The sequence below is a fragment of the Isoptericola sp. NPDC056573 genome, assembly GCF_042793335.1.
Lineage (GTDB): Bacteria > Actinomycetota > Actinomycetes > Actinomycetales > Cellulomonadaceae > Isoptericola.
Genome location: NZ_JBHTUY010000004.1, coordinates 34,548 through 55,297 on the forward strand (window position 1 = coordinate 34,548; position 20,750 = coordinate 55,297).

A 20,750-nucleotide genomic window follows, 5' to 3' on the forward strand; every position below is an offset into this window, starting at 1 on the left:
GGGGGGGGGGGGGGGGGGGGGGGCCGGGGGCCCCCCCCGCGCCCCCGGCGCGCCCCCCGCCGCCTCAGGCCCGCGGACCGCCGGTGGGCTCGTCGGTGGGCCCGTCGGTGGACGTCGCCTCGACGTCGCCCTCGTGCTCGGTGGCGTGATCGGCCGGGTGGTCGGCCGAGTGGTCGGCCGAGTGCTCCTCACCGTGCTTCTTCCCGAACGGCAGCACGTGCATGACGGCGACGACGACGGCTCCCACGACCACGCCGACGAGGGCCGAGAAGAACGTGTTGACCAGCCAGCCGAGGAACCCGCCGATGCCCGGCACGGCGTGCGCGACGGCCTCCTCGAGGTGGTGCACGAACGCGTAGGGCGCGTGCCAGCCGAGCTCGTCGGTGCCGGTCAGCAGGATGTGACCGCCCACCCACAGCATCGCGACGGTGCCCACGACGGAGATCACGGCGAGCACCTTGGGCATCCCGGTCACGAGGGCGCGCCCCACGCGCTGGCTGGTCCGGGAGTCACGGCCCGCGAGGGCCAGGCCCATGTCGTCCATCCGCACGATGAGGCCGACGACGCCGTAGACGATCACGGTGATGGCGAGCGCGACGACCAGCAGGATGACCAGCCGCGAGAAGAACGGCTCGTGCGCCACCTCGTTGAGGGCGATGACCATGATCTCCGCGGACAGGATGAGGTCGGTGCGCACGGCGCCGGCGACGAGGCTCTTCTCGGCCTCGGGGCCCACCGTCGCGGCGGGCTTGTCGTGCCCCTCGTGCCCGCGCAGGCGACCCCAGATCTTCTCGGCACCCTCGAAGGCCAGGTACGTGCCGCCCACCATGAGGATCGGCGTGAGCAGCCACGGCGCCCACTGGCTGAGGATCAGGGCCACCGGGAGGATGTAGAACACCTTGTTCCGGATCGAGCCCCAGGCGATCTTCTTGACGATGGGGATCTCGCGGTTCGCGGCGACGCCGTGCACGTACTGCGGCGTCACGGCGGTGTCGTCGACGACGACGCCCGCCGCCTTCGCCGTCGCCTTCGCGGCGGCGGCCCCGACGTCGTCGAGCGAGGCGGCGGCGAGCTTGGCGATCGCCGCGACGTCGTCGAGCAGGCCGAGCAGGCCGGCGCTCACGCGACCGCTCCCGAGGGTCGTCGGCGAGCGGTCGGCGCGCCCGCGGGCGACGGCATGGGCTGATGCATGCCCCAGATTCTGCCGTACCCGCGGGGGCGTCCGGGAGGGGTCTCAGGGGAAGCCCGGCTCCGCGGCCCGACGCCGCGCCGAGGTCACTCCTCGCCGTAGAAGACGCGCTCCACGACCGCGCGGGCGCGGCGGGCCGTGCGCAGGTAGAGCTCCTCGAGCTCTCCCCCGGTGCCCACGTCGCCGAGCAGGGCGGCGACGCCGGACAGGTCGCGCGAGTCGTGCGGCAACCGGTCGGTCTGCGCCCCCGTGGTGCGCCCGGACCAGAGCACGACGGCGGAGCGCAGGCGCGAGGCGAGCACCCACGCGTCGCGCAGCTGGGCGGCGTCCTCGGGGTCCAGGAGCCCCGCCGACGTCGCGGCGTCGAGCGCCGCGACCGTGCCGGTGGTGCGCAGGCCCGGCACCTCGCCCGCGTGCTGCAGCTGGAGCAGCTGCGCCGTCCACTCGACGTCGGCGACGCCGCCCCGGCCGAGCTTGAGGTGGCGCGAGGGGTCCGCACCGCGGGGCAGCCGCTCGGCCTCGACGCGGGCCTTGATCCGGCGCACCTCGCGCAGGTGCGCGTCGTCCAGCCCGCCGGCCGGGTAGCGCAACGGGTCCACCAGCGCCCCGAACCGGGTGCCCAGCGAGTCCTCTCCGCCGACGTCTCCCGCCACGGGCCGCGCGCGCAGCAGCGCCTGGGCCTCCCACACGCTCGACCACCGCCCGTAGTACTCGGCGTACGAGTCGAGCGTGCGCACGAGCGGTCCCTGCCGGCCCTCCGGCCGCAGGTCCGCGTCCACCGGCAGGGTCGGCTCCGGGCCCACCTCCGACAGCAGCGCCCGCAGGCGCGTCGCGGCGCGGGTGGCGAAGTCCTGCGCGAGCTGCGGCTCGGCATCCGGCACGGGCTCGTGCACGAACATCACGTCGGCGTCGGAGCCGTACCCCATCTCACGGCCGCCGAGCCGCCCCATCGCGACGACGAGCAGCCGTGTGGGGTTCGCCTCGCGCGACTCCCCCAGCCCGAGCTCCGTGCGCGCGACGTGCTCGGCCACGCGCAGTCCGCCCGCCAGGACGACGTCGGCCGCGTCCGAGACCGCGGCCGCGGCGCCCACGGGGGGCAGCAGCCCGAGGACCTCGGCCGCGCCGGTGCGGGCCAGCTCCCGCCGGCGCAGGGCCCGCAGCCGCTGCGCGGCGGACCTCGGTTCGTCGGCCCGCGTGAGGATGGCGTCCGCCTCCGCGGCCAGCCGCTGCGGGCCACGGGGGTCGAGCCCGGACGTGTCGGCCAGCCAGCGCACCGACTCGGGCGAGCGCGCCAGGGCCTCGGCGAGGTACGTCGACGACGCCAGGAGCCGGCTCAGGTGGTACGCCGCGTTCTCCGAGTCGCGCAGCAGGCGCAGGTACCAGGGCGTGGCGCCCAGCTCGTCGGACAGCTTGCGGAACGCCAGCAGCCCGCCGTCCGGGTCGGCGCCCTCGGCGAACCAGCCGAGCAGCACCGGCAGCAGCTGCCGCTGCAGCGCCGCCCGGCGCGACGTGCCCGCCGTCAGGGCCACGACGTGCCGCATCGCGCCGTCGGGGTCGCGGTACCCGACGGCGGCGAACCGCTCGCGTGCGACGTCCGGGGACAGCGACAGCTCGGCGTCCGAGAGCTGCGCCGAGGCGGGCAGCAGCGGCCGGTAGAAGACCTCCTCGTGCAGGGCGCGGACCTCGCGCCGCGTCGCGCGCCAGCGCTCGAGGAGGCCTGAGGCGCCCTCCGCGCGCATGCCGAGCGACCGTGCGAGACGGCGCAGGTCCTCCTCCGCGGTGGGCAGCAGGTGCGTCCGGCGCAGCCGGTACAGCTGCACCCGGTGCTCCAGCGCCCGCAGGAACCGGTAGCAGACCGCCATCCGCGCGGCGTGCTCGCGCCCGACGTACCCGCCGGCGGCGAGGGCGGCGAGCGCGGACAGCGTGTGCGGCGAGCGGATCTGCGGGTCGGCGCGACCGTGCACCAGCTGCAGCAGCTGGACCGTGAACTCGACGTCGCGCAGGCCGCCCTTGCCCAGCTTGATCTGCCGGTCCGCCTCGGCGGCGGGGACGTGCTGCTCGACCCGGCGGCGCATCGCGCGGGCGTCCTCGACGAAGTGCTCGCGGTGCACGGCCGACCAGATGAACGGGTCGACGGCCGCGCGGTAGTCGCGCCCCAGCGCCGCGTCGCCGGCCACGGGGCGCGCCTTGAGCAGGGCCTGGAACTCCCATGTCGCGGCCCAGCGCTCGTAGTACGCGACGTGGCTCGCGAGGGTGCGCACCAGGGGCCCCTGCGCGCCCTCGGGCCGCAGCGCGGCGTCGACCGGCCACAGGGCCGGCTCCGCGGAGGCGGCCGAGCACACCCGCTGCAGCCCGGTCGCGAGGCGGGTGCCGACCGCGAGCGCGGCCTCCTCGTCGAGGACGCCGCCGTCCGGCAGCTCGCCGGGCTCGCACACGTACACGACGTCGACGTCGGAGACGTAGTTCAGCTCTCGTCCGCCGGTCTTGCCCATGCCCAGGACGGCGAGCCGCACGCCGGCACCGTGGTCGTCCAGGTCGGCCCGCGCGACGGCGAGCGCGGCCTCCAGCGCGGCCGACGCCAGGTCGGCGAGGGCCGCCCCGACGACGGGCATGCGGGTCAGCGGCTCGCTGGCGGTGAGGTCGTCGGCGGCCAGCGCCAGCAGCCGGGCGCGATACGCCCGGCGCAGCGCGTCCGTGGTGGTCGCCGCATCCGCGTCCGGCCAGCCGACGCCCGGTCCGGAGCCCGGGTCGGCGGCCACCGGCACCGCGGCGTCCGGGTCGGCGCCGACGGCGCGCAGCAGCGCGGCGCGCACCTCGGCCGGGCCCTTCAGGGTGCGCGGGCCGGGGTCGCCGCCGTCCTCCCCCTCCCCCTCGTCGTCGGCGTCGTCGAGCTCGTCGGCGTCGTCGGCGTCGAGCGCCGCGCCGTCGGGCACCGCGAGGACGTCGAGCAGCTCGGGCCGGCGCACCACCTCGTCCCCCAGGGCGGACGACGCCCCGAGCACCGCCAGCAGCCGGGTGCGCGCCCGCGGCGAGGCACCCTCGTCGAGCAGCGCTCCGAGCCGCTCGCGCGCATCGGGGTGCTCCGCGAGGCGCACCAGCTGCAGGAGCGCCAGGTCCGGGTCGGCGCAGGCCCCCACCGCTCCCAGGAGCGCGTCCGCGCGCCCGGGCGCCGCGAGGGCGTCCTGCAGCGCCTCGTCGGACCAGAGCGACGCCGACCGGGTGAGGTCCGCGAAGCCGGCGTGCAGCAACCGGCTCGTGAGGGTCGGCGGACGGGCGGTCACAGGTTCTGCAGGAACCGGCGCAGCTCGTAGGGCGTCACCTGCGCGCGGTACGCGTCCCACTCCTGCCGCTTGTTGCGCAGGACGAAGTCGTAGACGTGCTCCCCGAGCGTCTCGGCCACCAGCTCGGAACGCTCCATGAGCTCGATCGCCTCGTCGAGCGACTGCGGCAGCGGGGCGATGCCGAGCGCGCGACGCTCGCGGTCCGTCAGCTCCCAGACGTCGTCGCCCGTGGCCTCCGGCAGCTCGTAGCCGTGCTCGATGCCCTTGAGTCCGGCGGCGAGCAGCACCGCGAACGCGAGGTACGGGTTCGCCGCGGAGTCGAGGGCCCGGTACTCGACGCGGGCGGAGTTGCCCTTGCCCGGCTTGTACATGGGCACGCGCACGAGGGCGGACCGGTTGTTGTGGCCCCAGCAGATGTAGCTGGGAGCCTCGGCGCCGCCCCAGAGCCGCTTGTACGAGTTGACGTACTGGTTGGTCACGGCCGTGATCTCGGCCGCGTGCACCAGCAGGCCGGCGATGAACTGCCGGGCCGTCTTCGACAGCTCGAACTGCGCGCCCGGCTCGTGGAAGGCGTTCTGGTCGTCCTCGAACAGGGACAGGTGCGTGTGCATCCCCGAGCCCGGCTGATCGGCCATCGGCTTGGGCATGAACGACGCGAAGACGCCCTGCTCCAGCGCCACCTCCTTGACCACCGTGCGGAAGGTCATGAGGTTGTCCGCCGTGGTCAGCGCGTCGGCGTACCGCAGGTCGATCTCGTTCTGGCCCGGCCCCGCCTCGTGGTGGGAGAACTCCACCGAGATGCCCATCGACTCGAGCATCGTGATCGCGGCCCGGCGGAAGTCGTGCGTGCTGCCGCGGGCCAGGTGGTCGAAGTAGCCGCCGTTGTCGACCGGGACCAGCGGGTCCTCCGGCGCCGCGAGCTGGTTGAACAGGTAGAACTCGACCTCGGGGTGCGTGTAGAAGGTGAACCCGCGGTCGCTGGCCTTGGCGAGCTGCCGCTTGAGCACGTTGCGCGAGTCCGCGAGGGAGGGCTCGCCGTCCGGCGTGAGGATGTCGCAGAACATGCGGCCCGTGCCGTGCCGCTCGCCGCGCCAGGGCAGCACCTGGAACGTCGTCGGGTCGGGCTTGGCGATCATGTCCGCCTCGTAGACCCGCGTCAGCCCCTCGATGGAGCTGCCGTCGAAGCCGATGCCCTCCGTGAACGCCTGCTCGAGCTCGGCCGGGGCGACCGCCACCGACTTCAGCACCCCGAGCACGTCGGTGAACCAGAGCCGGATGAAGCGGATGTCGCGCTCCTCGACCGTGCGGAGCACGAACTCCTGCTGCCTGTCCATGAGCCCATCCTGCCCGAGAAGTGTTAACGGGGTATGTCCTGGCGCCTGCCCCGCGCGCGCCGGGCTCCGACCTGGACGGATGCCCGGTACCACGCGTCGGAGGCATAGGCTGGCCGCCATGTCGAACCCCGGTCCCGACGCCGCCGCCGACGTCGCCGCAGCCCCCTCGCCCGCCGCCGACCTCACGCGCCGGCGGCGCGTCCGGGTCCACCACCTGGCCGAGGCCAAGGAGCGCGGCGAGAAGCTCACGATGCTCACGGCGTACGACGCCGTCACGGCGCGGATCTTCGACGCCGCGGGTCTCGACCTGCTGCTCGTCGGCGACTCGATCGGCAACACCATGCACGGGCACTCGACGACCCTGCCCGTCACCCTCGACGACATGATCCCGCCGGCCCGCGCCGTCGCCCGGGCGGCCGAGCACGCGCTCGTCGTCGTCGACCTGCCGTTCGGCACCTACGAGGCCGGGCCGGAGCAGGCCCTCACCTCCGCCGTCCGCGTCATGAAGGAGACGGGTGCCGCCGCGATCAAGCTCGAGGGCGGCCGCCGGTCCGCCGCGCAGATCCGCGCGCTCACCGACGCCGGCATCCCCGTGGTCGGGCACCTCGGCTTCACGCCGCAGTCGGAGAACATCCTCGGTGGGCCGCGCGTGCAGGGCCGGGGCGACGACGCCGCGGAGGCGCTGTGCGAGGACGCGCTCGCCGTGCAGGAGGCCGGGGCGGTCGCCGTCGTGCTGGAGATGGTGCCGGTGGAGGTCGCGGCGCGCGCCACGGAGATCCTGCGCATCCCGACCATCGGCATCGGCGCGGGGCCGCGCGTGGACGGGCAGGTGCTGGTCTGGACCGACATGGCGGGGATGACGGACTGGTCGCCGCGGTTCGCGCGCCGGTTCGCCGAGGTCGGCAACCTGTTGCGGCAGGCGGCGGAGGACTATGCCGCCGAGGTCCGCGGGGGCTCGTTCCCCGACGCCGCGCACTCCTTCGAGCGCTAGGCGGGCGTCAGCCGACGCCGACGGCGTCCGCCAGGTCGAGCATCGCCGCCGCGACCCGGCCGGCGGCGGCGTCCGGGACCGCCGTCGAAGCCTCCTCGAGGACGAGCAGGCGCGCGTCCGGGATCTCCCGAGCGAGGGCCTCCCCGTTCCCGACCGGGAAGAACGGGTCACGCCGGCCGTGCACCACGAGCGCCGGGACCGCGATCTCCCCGAGGCGTTCACGCCAGCGGGGCGCGCAGTCGAGCCGGGCGAAGACCATGCCCTCCTGGTTGGCCGCGTGCAGGGCGGGCGACGTGCCGGGCGTCCGGTCCCAGACCCGCCCGGCGACCGCGCGCGCCGCGGCCGGGTCGTCCCCGAGGATCGCGGCGCCCAGGGCGGCGTGCTCGGTCACCGCGTCGCGGTCGGACCAGTCGGGCTCCGGCAGCGAGAACAGCCGCTCCATCGCCGCGGCGTCGTGGTCGGGCAGGTCGTCGTCGACCGGGCCCGGCGCGACGGGTCGCGTGCCGACCAGGGTCAGCGCCGCGAACGCCTCCGGGTGGTCGAGCGCGGCGACCTGGGCGACCATCCCGCCGACACCGAGGCCCGCCAGGTGCGCGGGCCGGTCGTCGAGCTCCCGTGCGAGCGCGGCGGCGTCGGCCGCGAGGTCCCGCAGCGTGTAGGCCGGCGCCTCGGGGTCCACGGTCGTGGACGCCCCGGCGTCGCGCAGGTCGTACCGCACCACGTGACGTCCCCCGCGGGCGAGGGCCGCGCAGAGCGCGTCGGGCCAGGACACCATGGTGGGGGCGCCCACGCAGAGCACCAGCGGGGCCGCCTCGTCCCCGAGGTGCTCCACGCCGTGCGCGACACCGTTCGCCTCGATCGTCGTCGTCATGCCGGGTCGACCGGGGGCGGCACGCGGACTCATCGGTCCCGTCGTGCGGGGCGCCGGCGTCAGTCCTTGCCGCGCCAGTCGGCGTCCTCGCCCTCCCACTCCTCGTTGCGGCGCTGCGCCGAGTCCAGGGCGTTGCGGGCGGCCTCCCGCGTGGGGTAGGGGCCCATCCGGTGGCTCCAGCTGGAGCGGTCGCGGCTCTCCTCGACCTCACCGGTCTTGGTGTTGTACCAGTACTGCACCGGGCTTGTGTCGCTCATAGGACGATCCTGCATCAAGATGGGGCCCATGGTGGAGGCAGCGCAGCCGGTCGCGTTCGGCATCGACATCGGCGGGTCGGGCATCAAGGGGGCTCCGGTCGACCTCGCGACGGGCGAGTTCGCGGACGAACGACGCCGCATCCCCACCCCCGAGAGGTCCACCCCGGAGGCCGTGGCCGGCGTGCTCGCCGAGCTCGTCGACTCGTTCGAGCTGCCGCCGCACGTGCCGGTCGGCGTCGCCTTCCCCGCCCCGATGGACCACGGCGTCGTCCGGTTCATCGCCAACCTGCACAAGTCGTGGAAGGGCGTCGACCTGCCCGCCCTCGCGAGCGAGGCGACGGGCCGGCAGGTGACGGCCGTCAACGACGCCGATGCCGCCGGCGTCGGCGAGCAGCGCTACGGCGCCGCCCAGGGGCGCGAGGGGGTCGTCCTCGTGGTCACGCTGGGCACCGGGATCGGGTCCGCGCTGCTGGTGGACGGCCTGCTCGTGCCGAACACCGAGCTCGGGCACCTCGAGATCGACGGGCACGACGCCGAGTCGCGGGCCGCCGAGTCCGCCCGCGAGCGCCACGACCTGTCGTGGCACCAGTGGGCCGAACGGCTGCAGCGCTACTTCGAGACGGTCGAGATGCTGCTCGCCCCCGAGCTCATCGTCGTCGGCGGCGGCGTGAGCAAGCACCACGAGAAGTTCCTGCCCCTGCTGAACCTGCGCGCGCCGATCATCCCGGCCACGCTGCGCAACCGCGCGGGGATCGTCGGGGCTGCGGCCCTCGCCGCCAGCGGTCGCGACCACTGACGCTCCCGCGTCCGCCCGTCAGCCGGCCAGGCTGTGCGGCGCGGCGGGCGTCGGCGCCGTCGGGGTCGTGGGACGGTCGAGGATGTTCGCGTCCGGGGGCACGTCGAGGTCGAGCATCCGCAGCACGTCGAGCACCGCTGCCGGCGGACGGTGCAGCGACACCCGCAGGCCCTCGTCCCGGCCGATCCGGCAGAGCTGGACGAGGAACGCGACCCCGGCGGAGTCGATAAACGTCACCCGAGACGTGTCGACGACGACGGGGAGATCGCGCTCGAACGCCCTCGCGAGCGCCGCGCTCGCCTCGTTGCGCAGGGCGATGTCGATCTCGCCCCACATGTCCACCACGCTCACGTCGGTCCGCTCCACCAGGGCGATTCCCCCGGCCTGCGCCTCGTCGGTGAAAGTCACTGCCGCACCTTCGTCCCACGTCCTGCGTCCTGCGCGCCTCGGTCTCGAGCGCTGCGATCCGGACTCGCGACCTCGTCGTCGCGACGCCCGCAACGCTACACCTCTGCGAACCTCCGGCGGAACCTCACCAGAGACTTTCTTTACCGAGCGTTCACAGAGCGGTTCATGGGGCACCGGGGCCCGACGCCGGTCACGACGCACCGTCCCCGGCCGCGGGGTCCGCGGTGAACGGGAGCCGGAAGGCGAGCCGGCCCCCTCCGTCGGGACCGGCGCCGAGGGCGAGGGTGCCGCCGCGGTACTCGATGCGCTCGAGGTGGCGCCGCAGGCCGTGCAGCTCCGGCGCAGGGTCCGTGGGCCCCGTGCCGTCGTCGTCGACCACGGTGACGAACACCCAGCGGTCGGCGTCGGCGGTGGGCTCGGCGTCCGCACGGACGGTGACCGTCCGCGCCCGCCCGTGCCGGAGGGCGTTGGTCACCGCCTCCTCGACCGTGTAGATCACCACGAGACGCTCCGCCATCGGCATCCGCAGCCCCTCCCGGGCCACGAGGTCCCGGTAGCGGTCGCCGAGCTCGATCGACGCGTCGACCTGGGGCGGCAGCCGCCGCAGCAGGAGCTCGATCGCCTCCTGGGGGCCGAGGTCGGCGCCCGACGGGAAGACGCTGTGGCTCAGCGAGCGCACGTCCTCCTCGCGGATCTCCTCGATCGTCTCGGCCCAGTGGCGCACCTCGGCGGCACGGTCGTCGTCGCCGGCCGACGCCAGCTGCTCGGCGACGCGGTCGAGCCCCGCCGTCACCGTCACGAGGTGGAACTGCAGCGTGCCGTGCAGCTGGTCGAACACCAGCCGGCGCACCCGGATCTCCTCGTCCTGCAGCTCTTCCACGGCGCGGGCTGCGCGGAGCGCCTCCTCCTCGCGGCGCTGCTGCTCCGTCCGGGCCTGGTCGACCAGCGACGCGGACAGGAGCCCGGCGGACATCCCGACGACGCCCGCGGCGAGCCCGAGCGTGCCGACGGCCGCGACGTAGGCGCCGCCGGTCGGCGTGCTGCTGATCGCGGTGAGCGCGAGCATCCGTGGCACCGAGGCCACGGCAGAGACGCCCGTGACGACGGCGAGCCGGGCAGGCCACCGGCGCGACAGCGGGCGGAAGGCGAGCGTGCCGGCGATGACGACCGCCCCGAACGCCAGGTTCACCACGAGCACCACGACGCCGTCGAGGGTCACCCCGAGAGCGCTGCGCTCGTGCGTGATCGCGGTCTGCAGCCCACCCCAGCCGGCCCACCCGGCCACGGTCATCAGGGCGTACAGCACGAAGTTGGCCCCGGCGACGGCGACCGCGATCCGCGTCCTGTCCCGCAGCAGGACGGTCTCCGCGGCGCGCCCCCGTGCCGGGGCGACCCGCGCGCTCAGGCCCGCCACGAGCGTCCGGTCTGCTCGAGGAACGCGAGCACCGCGGCGACGCGCCGGTTGTGCTCGGTGCCGTCGACGCCCAGGCGCTGGTAGATCGACTTCAGATGGCTCTCAACCGACCGCTCGTTGATCCCGAGCCGGTCTGCCGTGGCGTGGTTCGACAGCCCCTCGGCCACGAGCCGCAGCACCCCGAACTGGGCGGGCGTCAGCGCGGAGACGGCCGACCCGGGGCGCGGCGTGGAGCGCTGCACGAGGTACGGGTCGAGCACCACCTGCCCCTGCGCCGCCGCCGCGACCGCGCGCACCAGGACGTCGCGCGCGAAGCTCGACCGCTTGGACAGGTAGCTCCACGGGCGGGTCGCCTCGCCCTGCACGGTCGTGAACAGGCCCATCACGTCCTCGCTCGACAGCAGCATGACCGCCAGGCGCGGGTCGGCCCGCTGCAGCGCCACCCCGAGCGCCACCCCGTTGCCGTCGGGCAGGTTCACGTCCAGCAGGGCGACGTCGCACGACCCGGGGGTGAAGACCAGCCTCGCCTCGGTCACGCCGGGCACCGAGTGCACCACGCGCAACGACTCCTCGGCCGACAGGGTCTGCTCGAGCATCCCCCGCATCAGGGCCTCGTCCTCGACGATGCCCACACGCGTGCGGGGAGTCACCATGCCGCCGATCGTAGGCAGGGCGCGGTCCTCCCCGCCTGGTCAGTCGCCGTCCGTGCGTCCGCCACCGGCCCGCTCGGACGCGCGCGCCGGGATCAGCACGGGGCAGTGGGACCGCCGCAGCACCGCCTGGCTCGTCGAGCCCAGCAGGAGGCCGCGGATCCCGCCTCGTCCGCGAGAGCCGACGACGAGCAGGTCCGCGGCCGCCGAGCTGTCGGCCAGGACGTCGGACGCGTGCCCCTCGACGACGTCGGCGCTCACGCTCAGGTCCGGGTGCTCCGCCCGGAGGCGCGCGACGTCCCGGTCGAGCTCCGCGCGGGCGCCGCCGAGAACCGACTCCCGGAATCCCGGGTCGAGCCAGGGTGAACCGCTCCAGCCGACGAGGGAGACCGCCCGCACTAGCTCGACGGCGGCTCCCCAGGCACGCGCCTGCACGACGGCGGCCCGCAGCGCGGCGTCCGACGACGGCGAGCCGTCCACCCCGACGACGACCTTGCCGAAGCGGTCGAGGGAGTCAGCCGCGAGGGAGCCGTCGTCGTCGGCCCGCGCCCGCCCCGGCACGACGACCGTGGGGCAGGCCGACCGCACGGGGAGGTTCGCCGAGACCGTGCCGAGCAGCCGCTCCATGAAGCCACCGGCACCGCGCGCCCCGACGACGACCAGCCCGGACCGCGCCGACCGCTCCGAAAGCGCGGTCGTCGCGTCGGCGATGGTCACCTCGGTCGTCGCGGGCACGCCGGTCGCGACCACCCGCTCGTGCGCGCGGGCCAGCAGGTCCTCGACGTACCGCTTCGCGTACAGGTCGTCGACCATCGGGACGTCGTGGGCGAAGCTGTAGCTCCCGGTGAACCCCGGCAGCGTGTAGGCGCTGAGGACGTGCAGCTCCACGCCGGCGCGGCGGGCGTAAGCGGCGGCCCAGTCGAGCGCGTGCAGGCTCTCGTCCGAGCCGTCGACCCCGACCAGGACGTGCTGCGGTGCGTTCATCTCCACCCCTCGGTGTCGTGGCCGCGAGGGCGGTGCACCCGCGGGTCGGTCGTGGTGGCCCCGCCACCGTGGTCCTCCTGCCCGGCGTCAGGCACTGGCACGGCCTGCGGAGCGCACCACCGGGAACCAGCGGTCCAGCCCGAGGAGCCCCAGCACCTCCGTGACGACGACGGCCGGGTCGAGCAGCGCCACCGGGACGCCGGCCGCGCGGCACAGGCGCACCACCCGCTCCAGCAGGGCGACGCCCGACGAGTCCATGAACGTCACGTCGTGCGTGTCGACGAGCACCGGGCGGCACCCCGCCAGCGTGTCGAGCATCGCGATCGTGGGCACGGCCTCGGCGACACATGCCGCATCCACCTCGCCGGCCATCCGCACCATCACCACCCGGCCGCGCACGGCGGCCTCGATCGTTGCGTGCGGCGCGCCGCGCGATCCTCCGGGCGGACTGCCGACCACGTCGGCTACCGAGGTGGGCGAAGCGGAACGGTTCACGGGAAGCCTCCGGTCGGGGTGTCGGACCTGTCCATCCCACTCCGGCCCGTCCACGCCGGCGCCGCCGCCTGCGTGGTACCACGCAGGCCGCCTCCGGGAACCCGGGCACGCGGCGGCCTCGTTGTCGATGACCGGGCCGGTCGCGCGCGCCGTCGCGGAACTCGTGCCAGCCTTCGCAGCCTCTGCCGCGTCGGGTGCGGCACGATGGGCGCCGTGGCCCGCGCGACACTGAACGACGGACGGTGGTTCACCGTGCGCGACGGCGCCCCACGAGCGACCACCGCGGCGGCGACGCGGGCAGCGCTCAGCGCACTGCGCAGCCGCCTGAGTCTCGTCGAGATCGATGTCCTGTCCGACCAAGAGTGGCCCTCGGCCGTGCAAGCCGCTGTCCGCGCCGCCGAGCAGCGCCTCGCGGGCGGTCGAGTTCGTAGCACGACCTTGTCGCTAGACCCCCACGTCGACGAGGACCTCGGCCTCGCGCTGGCGCTCGCGCCGTTCAGCATCGGCTGCTCGGCGCTCGATGACGGCGGGCGACTCCTGTGGGACGCGCACGACACGGGAACCAGCGCAAGCTTCCGCCTGACGCCCGCCGAGGAGGAGGTCGTGCGCTCGGCCGTGCTCTGCGCCGGGGCCGACCCCGGCGACCTGATCCTCCTGGCCACTCACCACCTGGGCCGCAAGAGCGTCGGCTACGACGTCGTGGGCGGGACGGCGCCTGCCGTCGCACGGTGGCTCCCGCCTGCCCGCTGGCGCGCGTACGAGCGCACCGTCCCCCTGGGCTCCGGTCCAGAGCTGTGGGCCGAGGCCTCGACGGCGGTCCTGTCGTGGGGCGTGAAGACCCGCAGCGGGTTCGCCGTCGACCCGCCGCTCGCCCCGGGCCGGGCGGCGCGGGCGGGCGAGCGCTCCTGGCTCGTCGCGCGGATCGGGCCCCTCCGGGTGCGCGAGCCGGTCCAGGTGGTCGAGACCGTCGTGACGGACCGCCGCGTCGCCCTCGCCTACGGCACCCTCGACGGTCATCCCGTGGCCGGCGAGGAGGCATTCGTCGTGCACCGGGACGACGACGGGACGGTGCACCTCACGCTGCGCTCCCTCACGCGCGCGGGCCGGGGCCCGTGGCGGGCGCTGTTCCCCGCGATCCTGGTCGCCCAGAAGCTCTACCGCCGCCGGTACCTCCGCTCGCTCGTGTGAGGCCGTCGGACTACGCGCGGCGCGTGGTCCGCGGCGCCTCCTTGCCCCCGAGGCTGGGATCCCCTGAACTCGTCGAAGGAGATGCCATGTCTGAGCAGTCCTCGCTGGCGATCCGGTCACGCCGCGTCGTCGCGGCCCTGATCACGGTGCTCGTCGCCGTTCTCGGTCTGGCTCCGCTCACGGCGTCGGCCGGCCCCTCGGCCGCGCCCGCGGCCGTCGCGGAAGGCCGCCCGACCGCCCCCAGACCCACCGTCGTCTTGGTCCACGGGGCGTTCGCCGACTCGAGCGGCTGGACCGTCGTCGCCGAACGGCTGCTGGACGACGGCTACCCGGTCCTGTCCTTCTCGAACCCCCTGCGCGGCGTCGCGCACGACGCGGAGTACCTGCGCCAGTTCCTCTCGACCGTGGACGGCCCGATCGTCCTGGTGGGCCACTCGTACGGCGGTGCGGTCATCACGAACGCCGCGACCGGCAACGACCAGGTGAAGTCGCTCGTGTACGTGGCCGGCTACGCGCTCGACGAGGGCGAGTCCGTCGCCGCGGCGAACGCGCTCGGCGGGGGCCACACCGACGTGATCGACCACCTCGTGCTGCGGCCCTTCCCGGGCGCCGGGGAGGGGAACGCCGACGCGTACATCGACCCCGAGTGGTACCCGCGGCTGTTCGCCCAGGACCTTCCGCGACGTCTCGCCGAGACGATGGCCGGCGCCCAGCGACCGGGGGCCCTCGCGTCGTTGGTCGAGCCGTCCGGCGAGCCCGCGTGGAGGTCCGTCCCGAGCTGGTACATCGTGGCGAAGGACGACCGCATCATCCCCCCGGAGGCGGAGCGTGCCATGGCGAAGCGCGCCGGCGCGACGACGGTGGAGATCCGCGCCTCGCACTCGGTGATGATCAGCCATCCCCTCCAGGTCCTGCGGGTCATCAAGGCGGCCGCGAGGTAGCCACGCCGGCGTCGTCCCCGCCCCTGTCCGGGCCCTGCCTGCGCCGTCCCGCGGCGCGGCAGGGCCCGGTGCGGGTGATCTTCGCGCTCGGCCGCGCAGGCGTGGGAGCGCTTCCCTATCGTGTGGCTCGTGCACGGCACCGGCGGCCTGCTCGGCCGCGAGAGCGAACAGCGAAGGGTCGCCGAGGTGGTCGGCGCGGCCCGCAACGGGCACGGCAGCGCGCTCCTGGTCCTCGGTGAGCCCGGCGTCGGGAAGACGACCCTGCTGCGTGACGCCGCGCCGGGCGCCGGGACACGGGTCCTGCGCCTCGACGGCTACGAGTCGGAGTCGTCCATGCCGTACGCGGCGGTCGAGCGCCTCACCGGAGTGCTGCGGGAGCACCTGGCCGAGATCCCGGAGCGGCAACGCCTGAGCCTCCAGGTGGCCTCGGGCGCCGCCGACGGGCCCCCGCCGGACCGGTTCCTGGTCGGCCTCGGCGTGCTCAGCCTGCTCGCCGCCGCAAGCACCCGGGCCGGGCTGCTCTGCACCGTCGACGACGCGCACCTCCTCGACCGCGAGAGCCTCGAGTCGTTCGCATTCGTCGCGCGCCGCCTCGGCGCCGAGCGCCTGGCGCTCGTCCTCGCCGGGCGCGAGGAGCGCGAGCTGGACGCGGTGCTGCGCGGGGTGCCGGTCCTCGCGCTCGCGGGGCTGTCGCCCGAGCCGGCCGCGGCGCTGCTGAACCGGTCCGCGGCGGGGCCGTTCACCCCGACGGCCACCGCCGCGATCGTCCGCGCGACGGAGGGCAACCCGCTGGCCCTGGTCGACCTGGCGGCCGATCCCCTGCTCCGGGAGATGACCGACCTCGGTCTCGGCCCCGAGCCGGTGCCCGTCGGGCAGCACCTGGAGGCCCACTACCTGCGCCGCGTCATGCACCTGCCGCCGGCCTCGCAGCGCTGGCTCCTGCTCGCCGCGACCGACTCCACCGGCGACCTGGAGCTGCTCGAGATCGCCGGCGCCGCCCTCGCCATCGATCCCTCCCGTCGGGAGGACGCGGAGTCGGCCGGCCTCGTGCACCTCGAACCGACGGCCGGGTTCCGGCACCCCCTCGTCCGGTCCGCGGTCTACGGGTCGGCGTCCCGGGCCGAGCGCCGGAGGGTCCACGGCGCGCTGGCGGAGGCCGCCGCGAAGCTCGGGCTCGTCGAGACCGAGGCGTGGCACGCCTCGCGCGCGGCGAGCGGGACCGACGAGACCGTCGCGGAACGCCTCGTGCGTGCTGCGGACCTCGCGGCACAGCGTGGCGGCTCGTCGTCGCGGGCCAGCATCCTCGCCCGCGCTGCCGAGCTCACACCGTCCGGTCCGGTCCGTGGCGAGCGGCTGGTCGGCGCTGCCGAGGCCGCCCTGGAGGCAGGGGCCGCCGACGTCGCCGTGCGCCTGCTCGCGGACGTACGGGAGGCGGGCCTCGACCAGGTGACCCGCGGCCGCGCGATCCTCGTCCGTAGCGCCGCCGCCTTGTTCGTCTCCGATCCCGACGGCGTCCGGGCATCGACCTCCGACCAGCTCCGGGCCGCCGACGAGTTCCACGGCCACGACGTCGAGCGGGAGCAGCGCGCGCTCCTGCAGGCCTTCGAACGGTGCAGCAGCGCGGACCGGCTCCTGGTCGGGGTCGACATCCCGACGCTGGGGCGCCGGATCGCCGCCGGGGCGGAGACGCCCGGTCCTGCCTCCGTGATCCTGCGGGGGGTCGCCGCACTGATCCTCGAGCCGTACGAGCGCGCCGTCCGGCCGGTGCGCGAGGCCTTCGACGCGATCCTCGCGCTGCCCGACCGGGACCTGGTCCACCGGGGCACCCTGATCGCGGCGATCGGCGCCTTCCTGTGGGACGACGCCGGGCGCCGGGCGGGGCTGGAACGGGCGATGCGCGCCGCGCGGGACGGGGGCGCCCTGCAGGCGCTCGACACCCTGCTCTGGGTCGGCGCGCTGTCGGAGCTCATGGGGGGCACCGTGAGCCGCGCCCTCTCCTTCGACGCGACGGTCCGCGAGGTCCGCCGGGCGATGGGCTACGACGGCGAGAACGTCGTCAACGCGGCCGTCATGGCCTGGAGCGGCAGCCCGGAAGAGACCGTGGAGGCCGTCGGGCAGGCCGCCGCCGCCGCCGGGTGGGGCGGCGTCGAGGCGTCGGCCACCGCGGCGCTCGCGGTCCGCCACCTCGCCGAGCGCCGCTACGAACGGGCCTTCGCACGGCTCCACCCTCTCGTCGAGGATCCGTTCCTGCAGGTCACCCCGCTCCACCTCGCCGACCACGCCGAGGCGGCCGTGCGGAGCGGTCGGCCCGAGGACGCGGCACACGCTGCCGCGGAGCTCGACGCGCGCGCGAGGGCGAACGGCTCCGCATGGTGCCGCGGCCTCGCCGAGCGCGCCCTCGCCCTCGCCGGATCCGACGACGACGAGTCCCACTACGCGGCGTCGGTCGACGCACTCTCGAGCACGGGCGCGACCGTCGAGCTCGCACGCTCGCACCTCGTCTACGGCGAGTGGCTCCGACGGGCCCGACGACGGCGGGACGCCGCCGTGCACCTCCACCTCGCCCTGGACCATGCCGACCGCAGCGGCGCCACCGTCTTCCAGGGCCGGATCCGCGCCGAGCTCGAGGCGGCCGGCGGCACCGCGGGCGCGCCGGCGCCCCGGTCCGGTCAGGACCTGACGACGCAGGAACGGGCCGTCGCCACGATGGCCGCGGCCGGACGGACCAACGCCGAGATCGCGGCCCGCCTGTTCCTCAGCCCCCACACCGTCGACTACCACCTGAGAAAGGTGTTCCAGAAGCTCGGCGTCACGTCCCGGCGACAGCTCTCCGAGCGCTTCGGCCCCGTCACCCCGTAGGCCCCGCCACGGACTACGCGAACCACGTGGTCCGGGCAGGGCCGGAAGGCGGGGACCCTCGGAGCAACCCGTCCCGACCAGCGCCAGGGAGGCCCACCGTGCCCTACATCACCGCCGACGACGGTGCCGAGATCTACTACACCGACTGGGGCACAGAGGGGACGCCCGTCCTCCTCAGCCACGGGTGGCCCCTCAACTCCGACGCCTGGGCGGCCGCCGCCCTGTTCCTCGCCGAGCACGGCCACCGCGCCATCGCGCACGACCGGCGGGGGCACGGACGGTCGAGCCGCACCTGGGACGGCAACGAGATGGACACCTACGCCGACGACCTGGCGTGCCTGGTCGACGCGCTCGACCTGCGCGACCTCACCCTGGTCGGTCACTCCACCGGCGGCGGCGAGGTCGTGCGGTACGTCGCACGCCACGGCACCGACCGCGTGGCCCGCGTCGTCCTGGTGTCCGCCGTCCCGCCCCTCATGGTGCGGACCGACGACAACCCCGACGGGCTGCCGATGGAGGTGTTCGACCAGATCCGTGCCGGCGAGCGCGCGGACCGGTCGCAGCTCTACCGGGACCTGGCCGACGGTCCGTTCTTCGGGCACAACCGCCGCGGCGACGTCGACCAGGGCTTCCGCGACGCCTTCTGGCTCCAGAGCATGGCCTGCGGTCACCGCGCGGCGTACGAGTGCATCGCAGCGTTCTCCGCGACGGACTTCCGGCCCGACCTGGCCGCGATCGACGTCCCGGCCCTGGTGATCCACGGCGACGACGACCAGATCGTGCCCTACGACGTCGGAGGCAGGCGGTCGGTCGAGCTCATCGCCGACGCCCGCCTCCTGACCTATCCGGGCAGCGGCCACGCCCTGCCCGACACCGACCGCGACCGGCTGCACGCGGACCTGCTGGCGTTCATCGACTCCTGAGAGGGCCCCACCCATGACTGACATCAGCGACACGAGCGACGCGACCGAGAGCAGCGCGCCCGACACCGTCGTCCTCGTCCACGGCCTCTGGATGACCCCCCGCAGCTGGGAGGGCTGGGTCCGGCACTACCAGGAGAAGGGCCTCACGGTCGTGACGCCCGCGTACCCCGGCTTCGAGATCGAGGTCGAGGCCCTCCGCGAGAACCCGCAGGTCATCGCGGACCTGTCGGTCCCCGAGACCGTCGATCACCTCGCCGGCGTCATCACCGCCCTGGACCGGCCGCCGATCATCATGGGCCACTCCTTCGGGGGTGCCCTGACCCAGATCCTCCTGGCCCGGGGCCTCGGCGCCGCCGGGGTGGTCATCGACTCCGCCCCGACCGAGGGCGTGCGGGTCAACCCGCCGTCGCAGGCGAGGTCGCTCTTCCCCGCGCTCAAGAACCCCGCGAACCGCCACCGTGCGGTCGGGTTCACGCCCGAGGAGTTCCACTACGCGTTCACCAACACCCTCTCGGAGGAGGAGTCCCGGGCGGTGTGGGAGCGCTACGCGATCCCGGCGCCCGGACGCTGGGTGTGGGACTACGGCCTGATCGCCAACTTCAAGCCCGGGCACCAGGAGACCTGGGTGGACTTCAGCACCGACCGGGCGCCCCTGCTGTTCATCGCCGGCGGGCAGGACCACATCATGCCGGCGTCGGTGAACCGGTCGAACGCCAAGCACTGGGAGAAGTCCTCGGCGCTCACCGAGTACTACGAGTTCGAGGACCGCGACCACTGGACCTGCGGAGCGCCGGGCTGGGAGCAGGTGGCCGACCACGCCCTCGCCTGGGCCCTCGAGCACGCGCAGGGGGCCGAGCGGGCCACGGCCTGACGCCGGACGCGCGGGCGGACGCGCCGGGGGCGGACCAGCCCCCGGCGTGTCAGGGCCGCTTGGTAGAACCGTGAGGTCGGCCCACGACGGCGGGGCCGGCTTCGCGACGACCAGGAGCCCCCATGCCCCACCTGTCCAGCGCCGTCCAGGCGTTCGAGTCCCGCGCCACCGACGCCGACCTCGACGACCTGCGCGCGCGGCTCGCCGCAGCACGGCTGCCGGAGCCCGAGACGGTCCGCCGCCCCGCGCCCGACCCGCGCCGGTGGGACCAGGGGGTCCCTCTGGCCGACCTCGTGGACGTCGTCGACCACTGGCGCACCGGGTACGACTGGCGGAAGTTCGAGAGGCGCCTCGAGGAGATCGGCCAGTTCCGCACGACCGTCGACGGCCTGGGCATCCACTTCCTGCACCGCCCGTCGCCGCGCGCGGACGCCACTCCGCTGGTCCTGACCCACGGCTGGCCGGGCAGCGTCGCCGAGTTCGTGGACGTGGTGGACGAGCTGGCCGATCCGACGGACCCCGGCGCGCCGGCGTTCCACGTCGTCGTCCCGTCGCTGCCCGGTTTCGGCTACAGCGACAGACCGGCCGTCACCGGATGGGGCGTCGAGAAGACCGCGGCCGCGTGGGTGGAGCTGATGGGACGGCTCGGCTACGACGAGTTCCTCGCCCACGGCGGCGACTGGGGCGGCAACGTCACGGCGGTCCTCGGCGGGAGGTTCCCCGCGCACGTGCTCGGCATCCACACCACGCTCGCCCTGCCACCGCCCGGGATGACGACGGACGGCCTGACGGCGCAGGAGCGCCGGCACGCCGAGGAGACTCGTGACTTCTGGCTCCACCACCGGTCGTACGCGACGCAGCAGGCGACCCGGCCGCAGACCATCGGGTACTCGCTCGTCGACTCGCCCGTCGGCCTGCTCGCCTGGATCCTCGACAAGTTCGCCGAGTGGTCCGACACCGAGGACAGCCCGTTCGAGACGATCTCCCGGGACAGGATCCTCGACGACGTCACCCTGTACTGGCTGACCCGGACCGGCGCCTCGGCGGCCCGCATCTACGCCGAGAGCCCCGGCTCCCTGAACCCCGACCTGCGGGTGGACGTCCCCTGCGCCCTCACCATGTATCCCGGCGACATCGAGTCGCGTACCCCGCGCGCCTGGGCGGAGCAGCGCTACCGGCGGATCGTCCGGTGGACCGAGCCCGAGCGCGGCGGGCACTTCCCGTCGCTGGAGGTCCCCGACTTCTTCGTCAAGGACCTGCGCGCCGGCCTCGCGGCCGTGCTGGCCGCGAGCAGATGA

General features: G+C 74.9%; 18 protein-coding genes. 8 read left to right on the forward strand and 10 right to left on the reverse strand.

The features are described from left to right. Positions 1-64 precede the first annotated feature (64 nt). The 3 genes from ACFQ8E_RS07615 to glnA all read right to left on the reverse strand — a co-directional run bounded on the left by ACFQ8E_RS07615 (position 65) and on the right by glnA (position 5,804). Positions 65-1,123: a DUF808 domain-containing protein gene (locus ACFQ8E_RS07615; protein ID WP_430549976.1), complete on the reverse strand. Its 1,059-nt coding sequence runs from the start codon at positions 1,121-1,123 to the stop codon at positions 65-67. Between the two features lie 152 nt (positions 1,124-1,275). Beyond that, on the reverse strand, positions 1,276-4,470 hold the full coding sequence (locus tag ACFQ8E_RS07620; RefSeq protein WP_430549977.1) for a bifunctional [glutamine synthetase] adenylyltransferase/[glutamine synthetase]-adenylyl-L-tyrosine phosphorylase: 3,195 nt from the start codon (positions 4,468-4,470) through the stop codon (positions 1,276-1,278). After that, positions 4,467-5,804 (reverse strand): type I glutamate--ammonia ligase, encoded by a 1,338-nt coding sequence (gene glnA, locus ACFQ8E_RS07625; RefSeq protein WP_429764241.1) that lies wholly within the window; start codon positions 5,802-5,804, stop codon positions 4,467-4,469. Before glnA ends, ACFQ8E_RS07620 begins: the two co-directional genes overlap by 4 nt. Positions 5,805-5,922: 118 nt before the next feature. Here glnA and panB point away from each other — a divergent pair, with 118 nt between their 5' ends. Further along, positions 5,923-6,795, forward strand: coding sequence for a 3-methyl-2-oxobutanoate hydroxymethyltransferase (gene panB / locus ACFQ8E_RS07630; RefSeq protein WP_430549978.1), 873 nt, complete (start codon positions 5,923-5,925; stop codon positions 6,793-6,795). Positions 6,796-6,802: 7 nt separating this feature from the next. On the opposite strand, the gene ACFQ8E_RS07635 is transcribed toward panB, so the two are convergent. Together ACFQ8E_RS07635 and ACFQ8E_RS07640 are read right to left on the reverse strand one after the other, a co-directional pair. Further along, on the reverse strand, positions 6,803-7,666 hold the full coding sequence (locus ACFQ8E_RS07635) for an alpha/beta fold hydrolase (protein ID WP_430549979.1): 864 nt from the start codon (positions 7,664-7,666) through the stop codon (positions 6,803-6,805). A 59-nt stretch (positions 7,667-7,725) separates the two neighbouring features. Beyond that, complete coding sequence (locus ACFQ8E_RS07640; protein ID WP_430549980.1) at positions 7,726-7,923, reverse strand: SPOR domain-containing protein; 198 nt, start codon at positions 7,921-7,923, stop codon at positions 7,726-7,728. Between the two features lie 28 nt (positions 7,924-7,951). On the opposite strand from ACFQ8E_RS07640, the gene ppgK reads away from it, so the two are divergent. Next, complete coding sequence (gene ppgK, locus ACFQ8E_RS07645) at positions 7,952-8,719, forward strand: polyphosphate--glucose phosphotransferase (protein ID WP_430549981.1); 768 nt, start codon at positions 7,952-7,954, stop codon at positions 8,717-8,719. Positions 8,720-8,737: 18 nt separating this feature from the next. On the opposite strand, the gene ACFQ8E_RS07650 is transcribed toward ppgK, so the two are convergent. From ACFQ8E_RS07650 to ACFQ8E_RS07670, 5 genes are all read right to left on the reverse strand, one after another. Beyond that, positions 8,738-9,127: an STAS domain-containing protein gene (locus ACFQ8E_RS07650; protein ID WP_430549982.1), complete on the reverse strand. Its 390-nt coding sequence runs from the start codon at positions 9,125-9,127 to the stop codon at positions 8,738-8,740. A gap of 190 nt (positions 9,128-9,317) precedes the next feature. Then, entirely contained in the window at positions 9,318-10,541 is a 1,224-nt protein-coding gene (locus tag ACFQ8E_RS07655) for a hypothetical protein (protein ID WP_430549983.1), read from the reverse strand. Then, positions 10,529-11,194: a response regulator gene (locus tag ACFQ8E_RS07660; protein WP_430545157.1), complete on the reverse strand. Its 666-nt coding sequence runs from the start codon at positions 11,192-11,194 to the stop codon at positions 10,529-10,531. Before ACFQ8E_RS07660 ends, ACFQ8E_RS07655 begins: the two co-directional genes overlap by 13 nt. A 39-nt stretch (positions 11,195-11,233) precedes the next feature. After that, entirely contained in the window at positions 11,234-12,175 is a 942-nt protein-coding gene (locus ACFQ8E_RS07665; RefSeq protein ID WP_430549984.1) for a universal stress protein, read from the reverse strand. A gap of 87 nt (positions 12,176-12,262) precedes the next feature. Further along, positions 12,263-12,634 carry an STAS domain-containing protein gene (locus tag ACFQ8E_RS07670; RefSeq protein ID WP_430549985.1) on the reverse strand — a complete coding sequence of 124 codons (372 nt, stop codon included), beginning with the start codon at positions 12,632-12,634 and terminating at the stop codon, positions 12,263-12,265. A gap of 474 nt (positions 12,635-13,108) precedes the next feature. Here ACFQ8E_RS07670 and ACFQ8E_RS07675 point away from each other — a divergent pair, with 474 nt between their 5' ends. The 6 genes from ACFQ8E_RS07675 to ACFQ8E_RS07700 all read left to right on the forward strand — a co-directional run bounded on the left by ACFQ8E_RS07675 (position 13,109) and on the right by ACFQ8E_RS07700 (position 20,750). Next, complete coding sequence (locus tag ACFQ8E_RS07675; protein ID WP_430549986.1) at positions 13,109-13,858, forward strand: DUF1990 family protein; 750 nt, start codon at positions 13,109-13,111, stop codon at positions 13,856-13,858. An 86-nt stretch (positions 13,859-13,944) separates the two neighbouring features. Next, positions 13,945-14,799 carry an alpha/beta fold hydrolase gene (locus ACFQ8E_RS07680; protein ID WP_430549987.1) on the forward strand — a complete coding sequence of 285 codons (855 nt, stop codon included), beginning with the start codon at positions 13,945-13,947 and terminating at the stop codon, positions 14,797-14,799. Between the two features lie 129 nt (positions 14,800-14,928). Then, complete coding sequence (locus ACFQ8E_RS07685) at positions 14,929-17,658, forward strand: LuxR C-terminal-related transcriptional regulator (RefSeq protein WP_430549988.1); 2,730 nt, start codon at positions 14,929-14,931, stop codon at positions 17,656-17,658. A 98-nt stretch (positions 17,659-17,756) separates the two neighbouring features. Continuing rightward, complete coding sequence (locus ACFQ8E_RS07690) at positions 17,757-18,581, forward strand: alpha/beta fold hydrolase (protein ID WP_430549989.1); 825 nt, start codon at positions 17,757-17,759, stop codon at positions 18,579-18,581. Between the two features lie 13 nt (positions 18,582-18,594). Continuing rightward, on the forward strand, positions 18,595-19,452 hold the full coding sequence (locus tag ACFQ8E_RS07695) for an alpha/beta hydrolase (RefSeq protein ID WP_430549990.1): 858 nt from the start codon (positions 18,595-18,597) through the stop codon (positions 19,450-19,452). 122 nt (positions 19,453-19,574) lie between these two features. After that, a complete protein-coding gene (locus ACFQ8E_RS07700) occupies positions 19,575-20,750 on the forward strand; it encodes an epoxide hydrolase family protein (RefSeq protein WP_430549991.1) in 1,176 nt (391 codons plus the stop codon).

Coding starts and splice junctions, on each gene's coding strand:
- glnA (WP_429764241.1), bottom strand. CDS start 5,804: ATGGACAGGCAGCAGGAGTTCGTGCTCCGCACGGTCGAGGAGCGCGAC.
- panB (WP_430549978.1), top strand. CDS start 5,923: ATGTCGAACCCCGGTCCCGACGCCGCCGCCGACGTCGCCGCAGCCCCC.
- ACFQ8E_RS07635 (WP_430549979.1), bottom strand. CDS start 7,666: ATGACGACGACGATCGAGGCGAACGGTGTCGCGCACGGCGTGGAGCAC.
- ACFQ8E_RS07640 (WP_430549980.1), bottom strand. CDS start 7,923: ATGAGCGACACAAGCCCGGTGCAGTACTGGTACAACACCAAGACCGGT.
- ppgK (WP_430549981.1), top strand. CDS start 7,952: ATGGTGGAGGCAGCGCAGCCGGTCGCGTTCGGCATCGACATCGGCGGG.
- ACFQ8E_RS07660 (WP_430545157.1), bottom strand. CDS start 11,194: ATGGTGACTCCCCGCACGCGTGTGGGCATCGTCGAGGACGAGGCCCTG.
- ACFQ8E_RS07665 (WP_430549984.1), bottom strand. CDS start 12,175: ATGAACGCACCGCAGCACGTCCTGGTCGGGGTCGACGGCTCGGACGAG.
- ACFQ8E_RS07680 (WP_430549987.1), top strand. CDS start 13,945: ATGTCTGAGCAGTCCTCGCTGGCGATCCGGTCACGCCGCGTCGTCGCG.
- ACFQ8E_RS07695 (WP_430549990.1), top strand. CDS start 18,595: ATGACTGACATCAGCGACACGAGCGACGCGACCGAGAGCAGCGCGCCC.
- ACFQ8E_RS07700 (WP_430549991.1), top strand. CDS start 19,575: ATGCCCCACCTGTCCAGCGCCGTCCAGGCGTTCGAGTCCCGCGCCACC.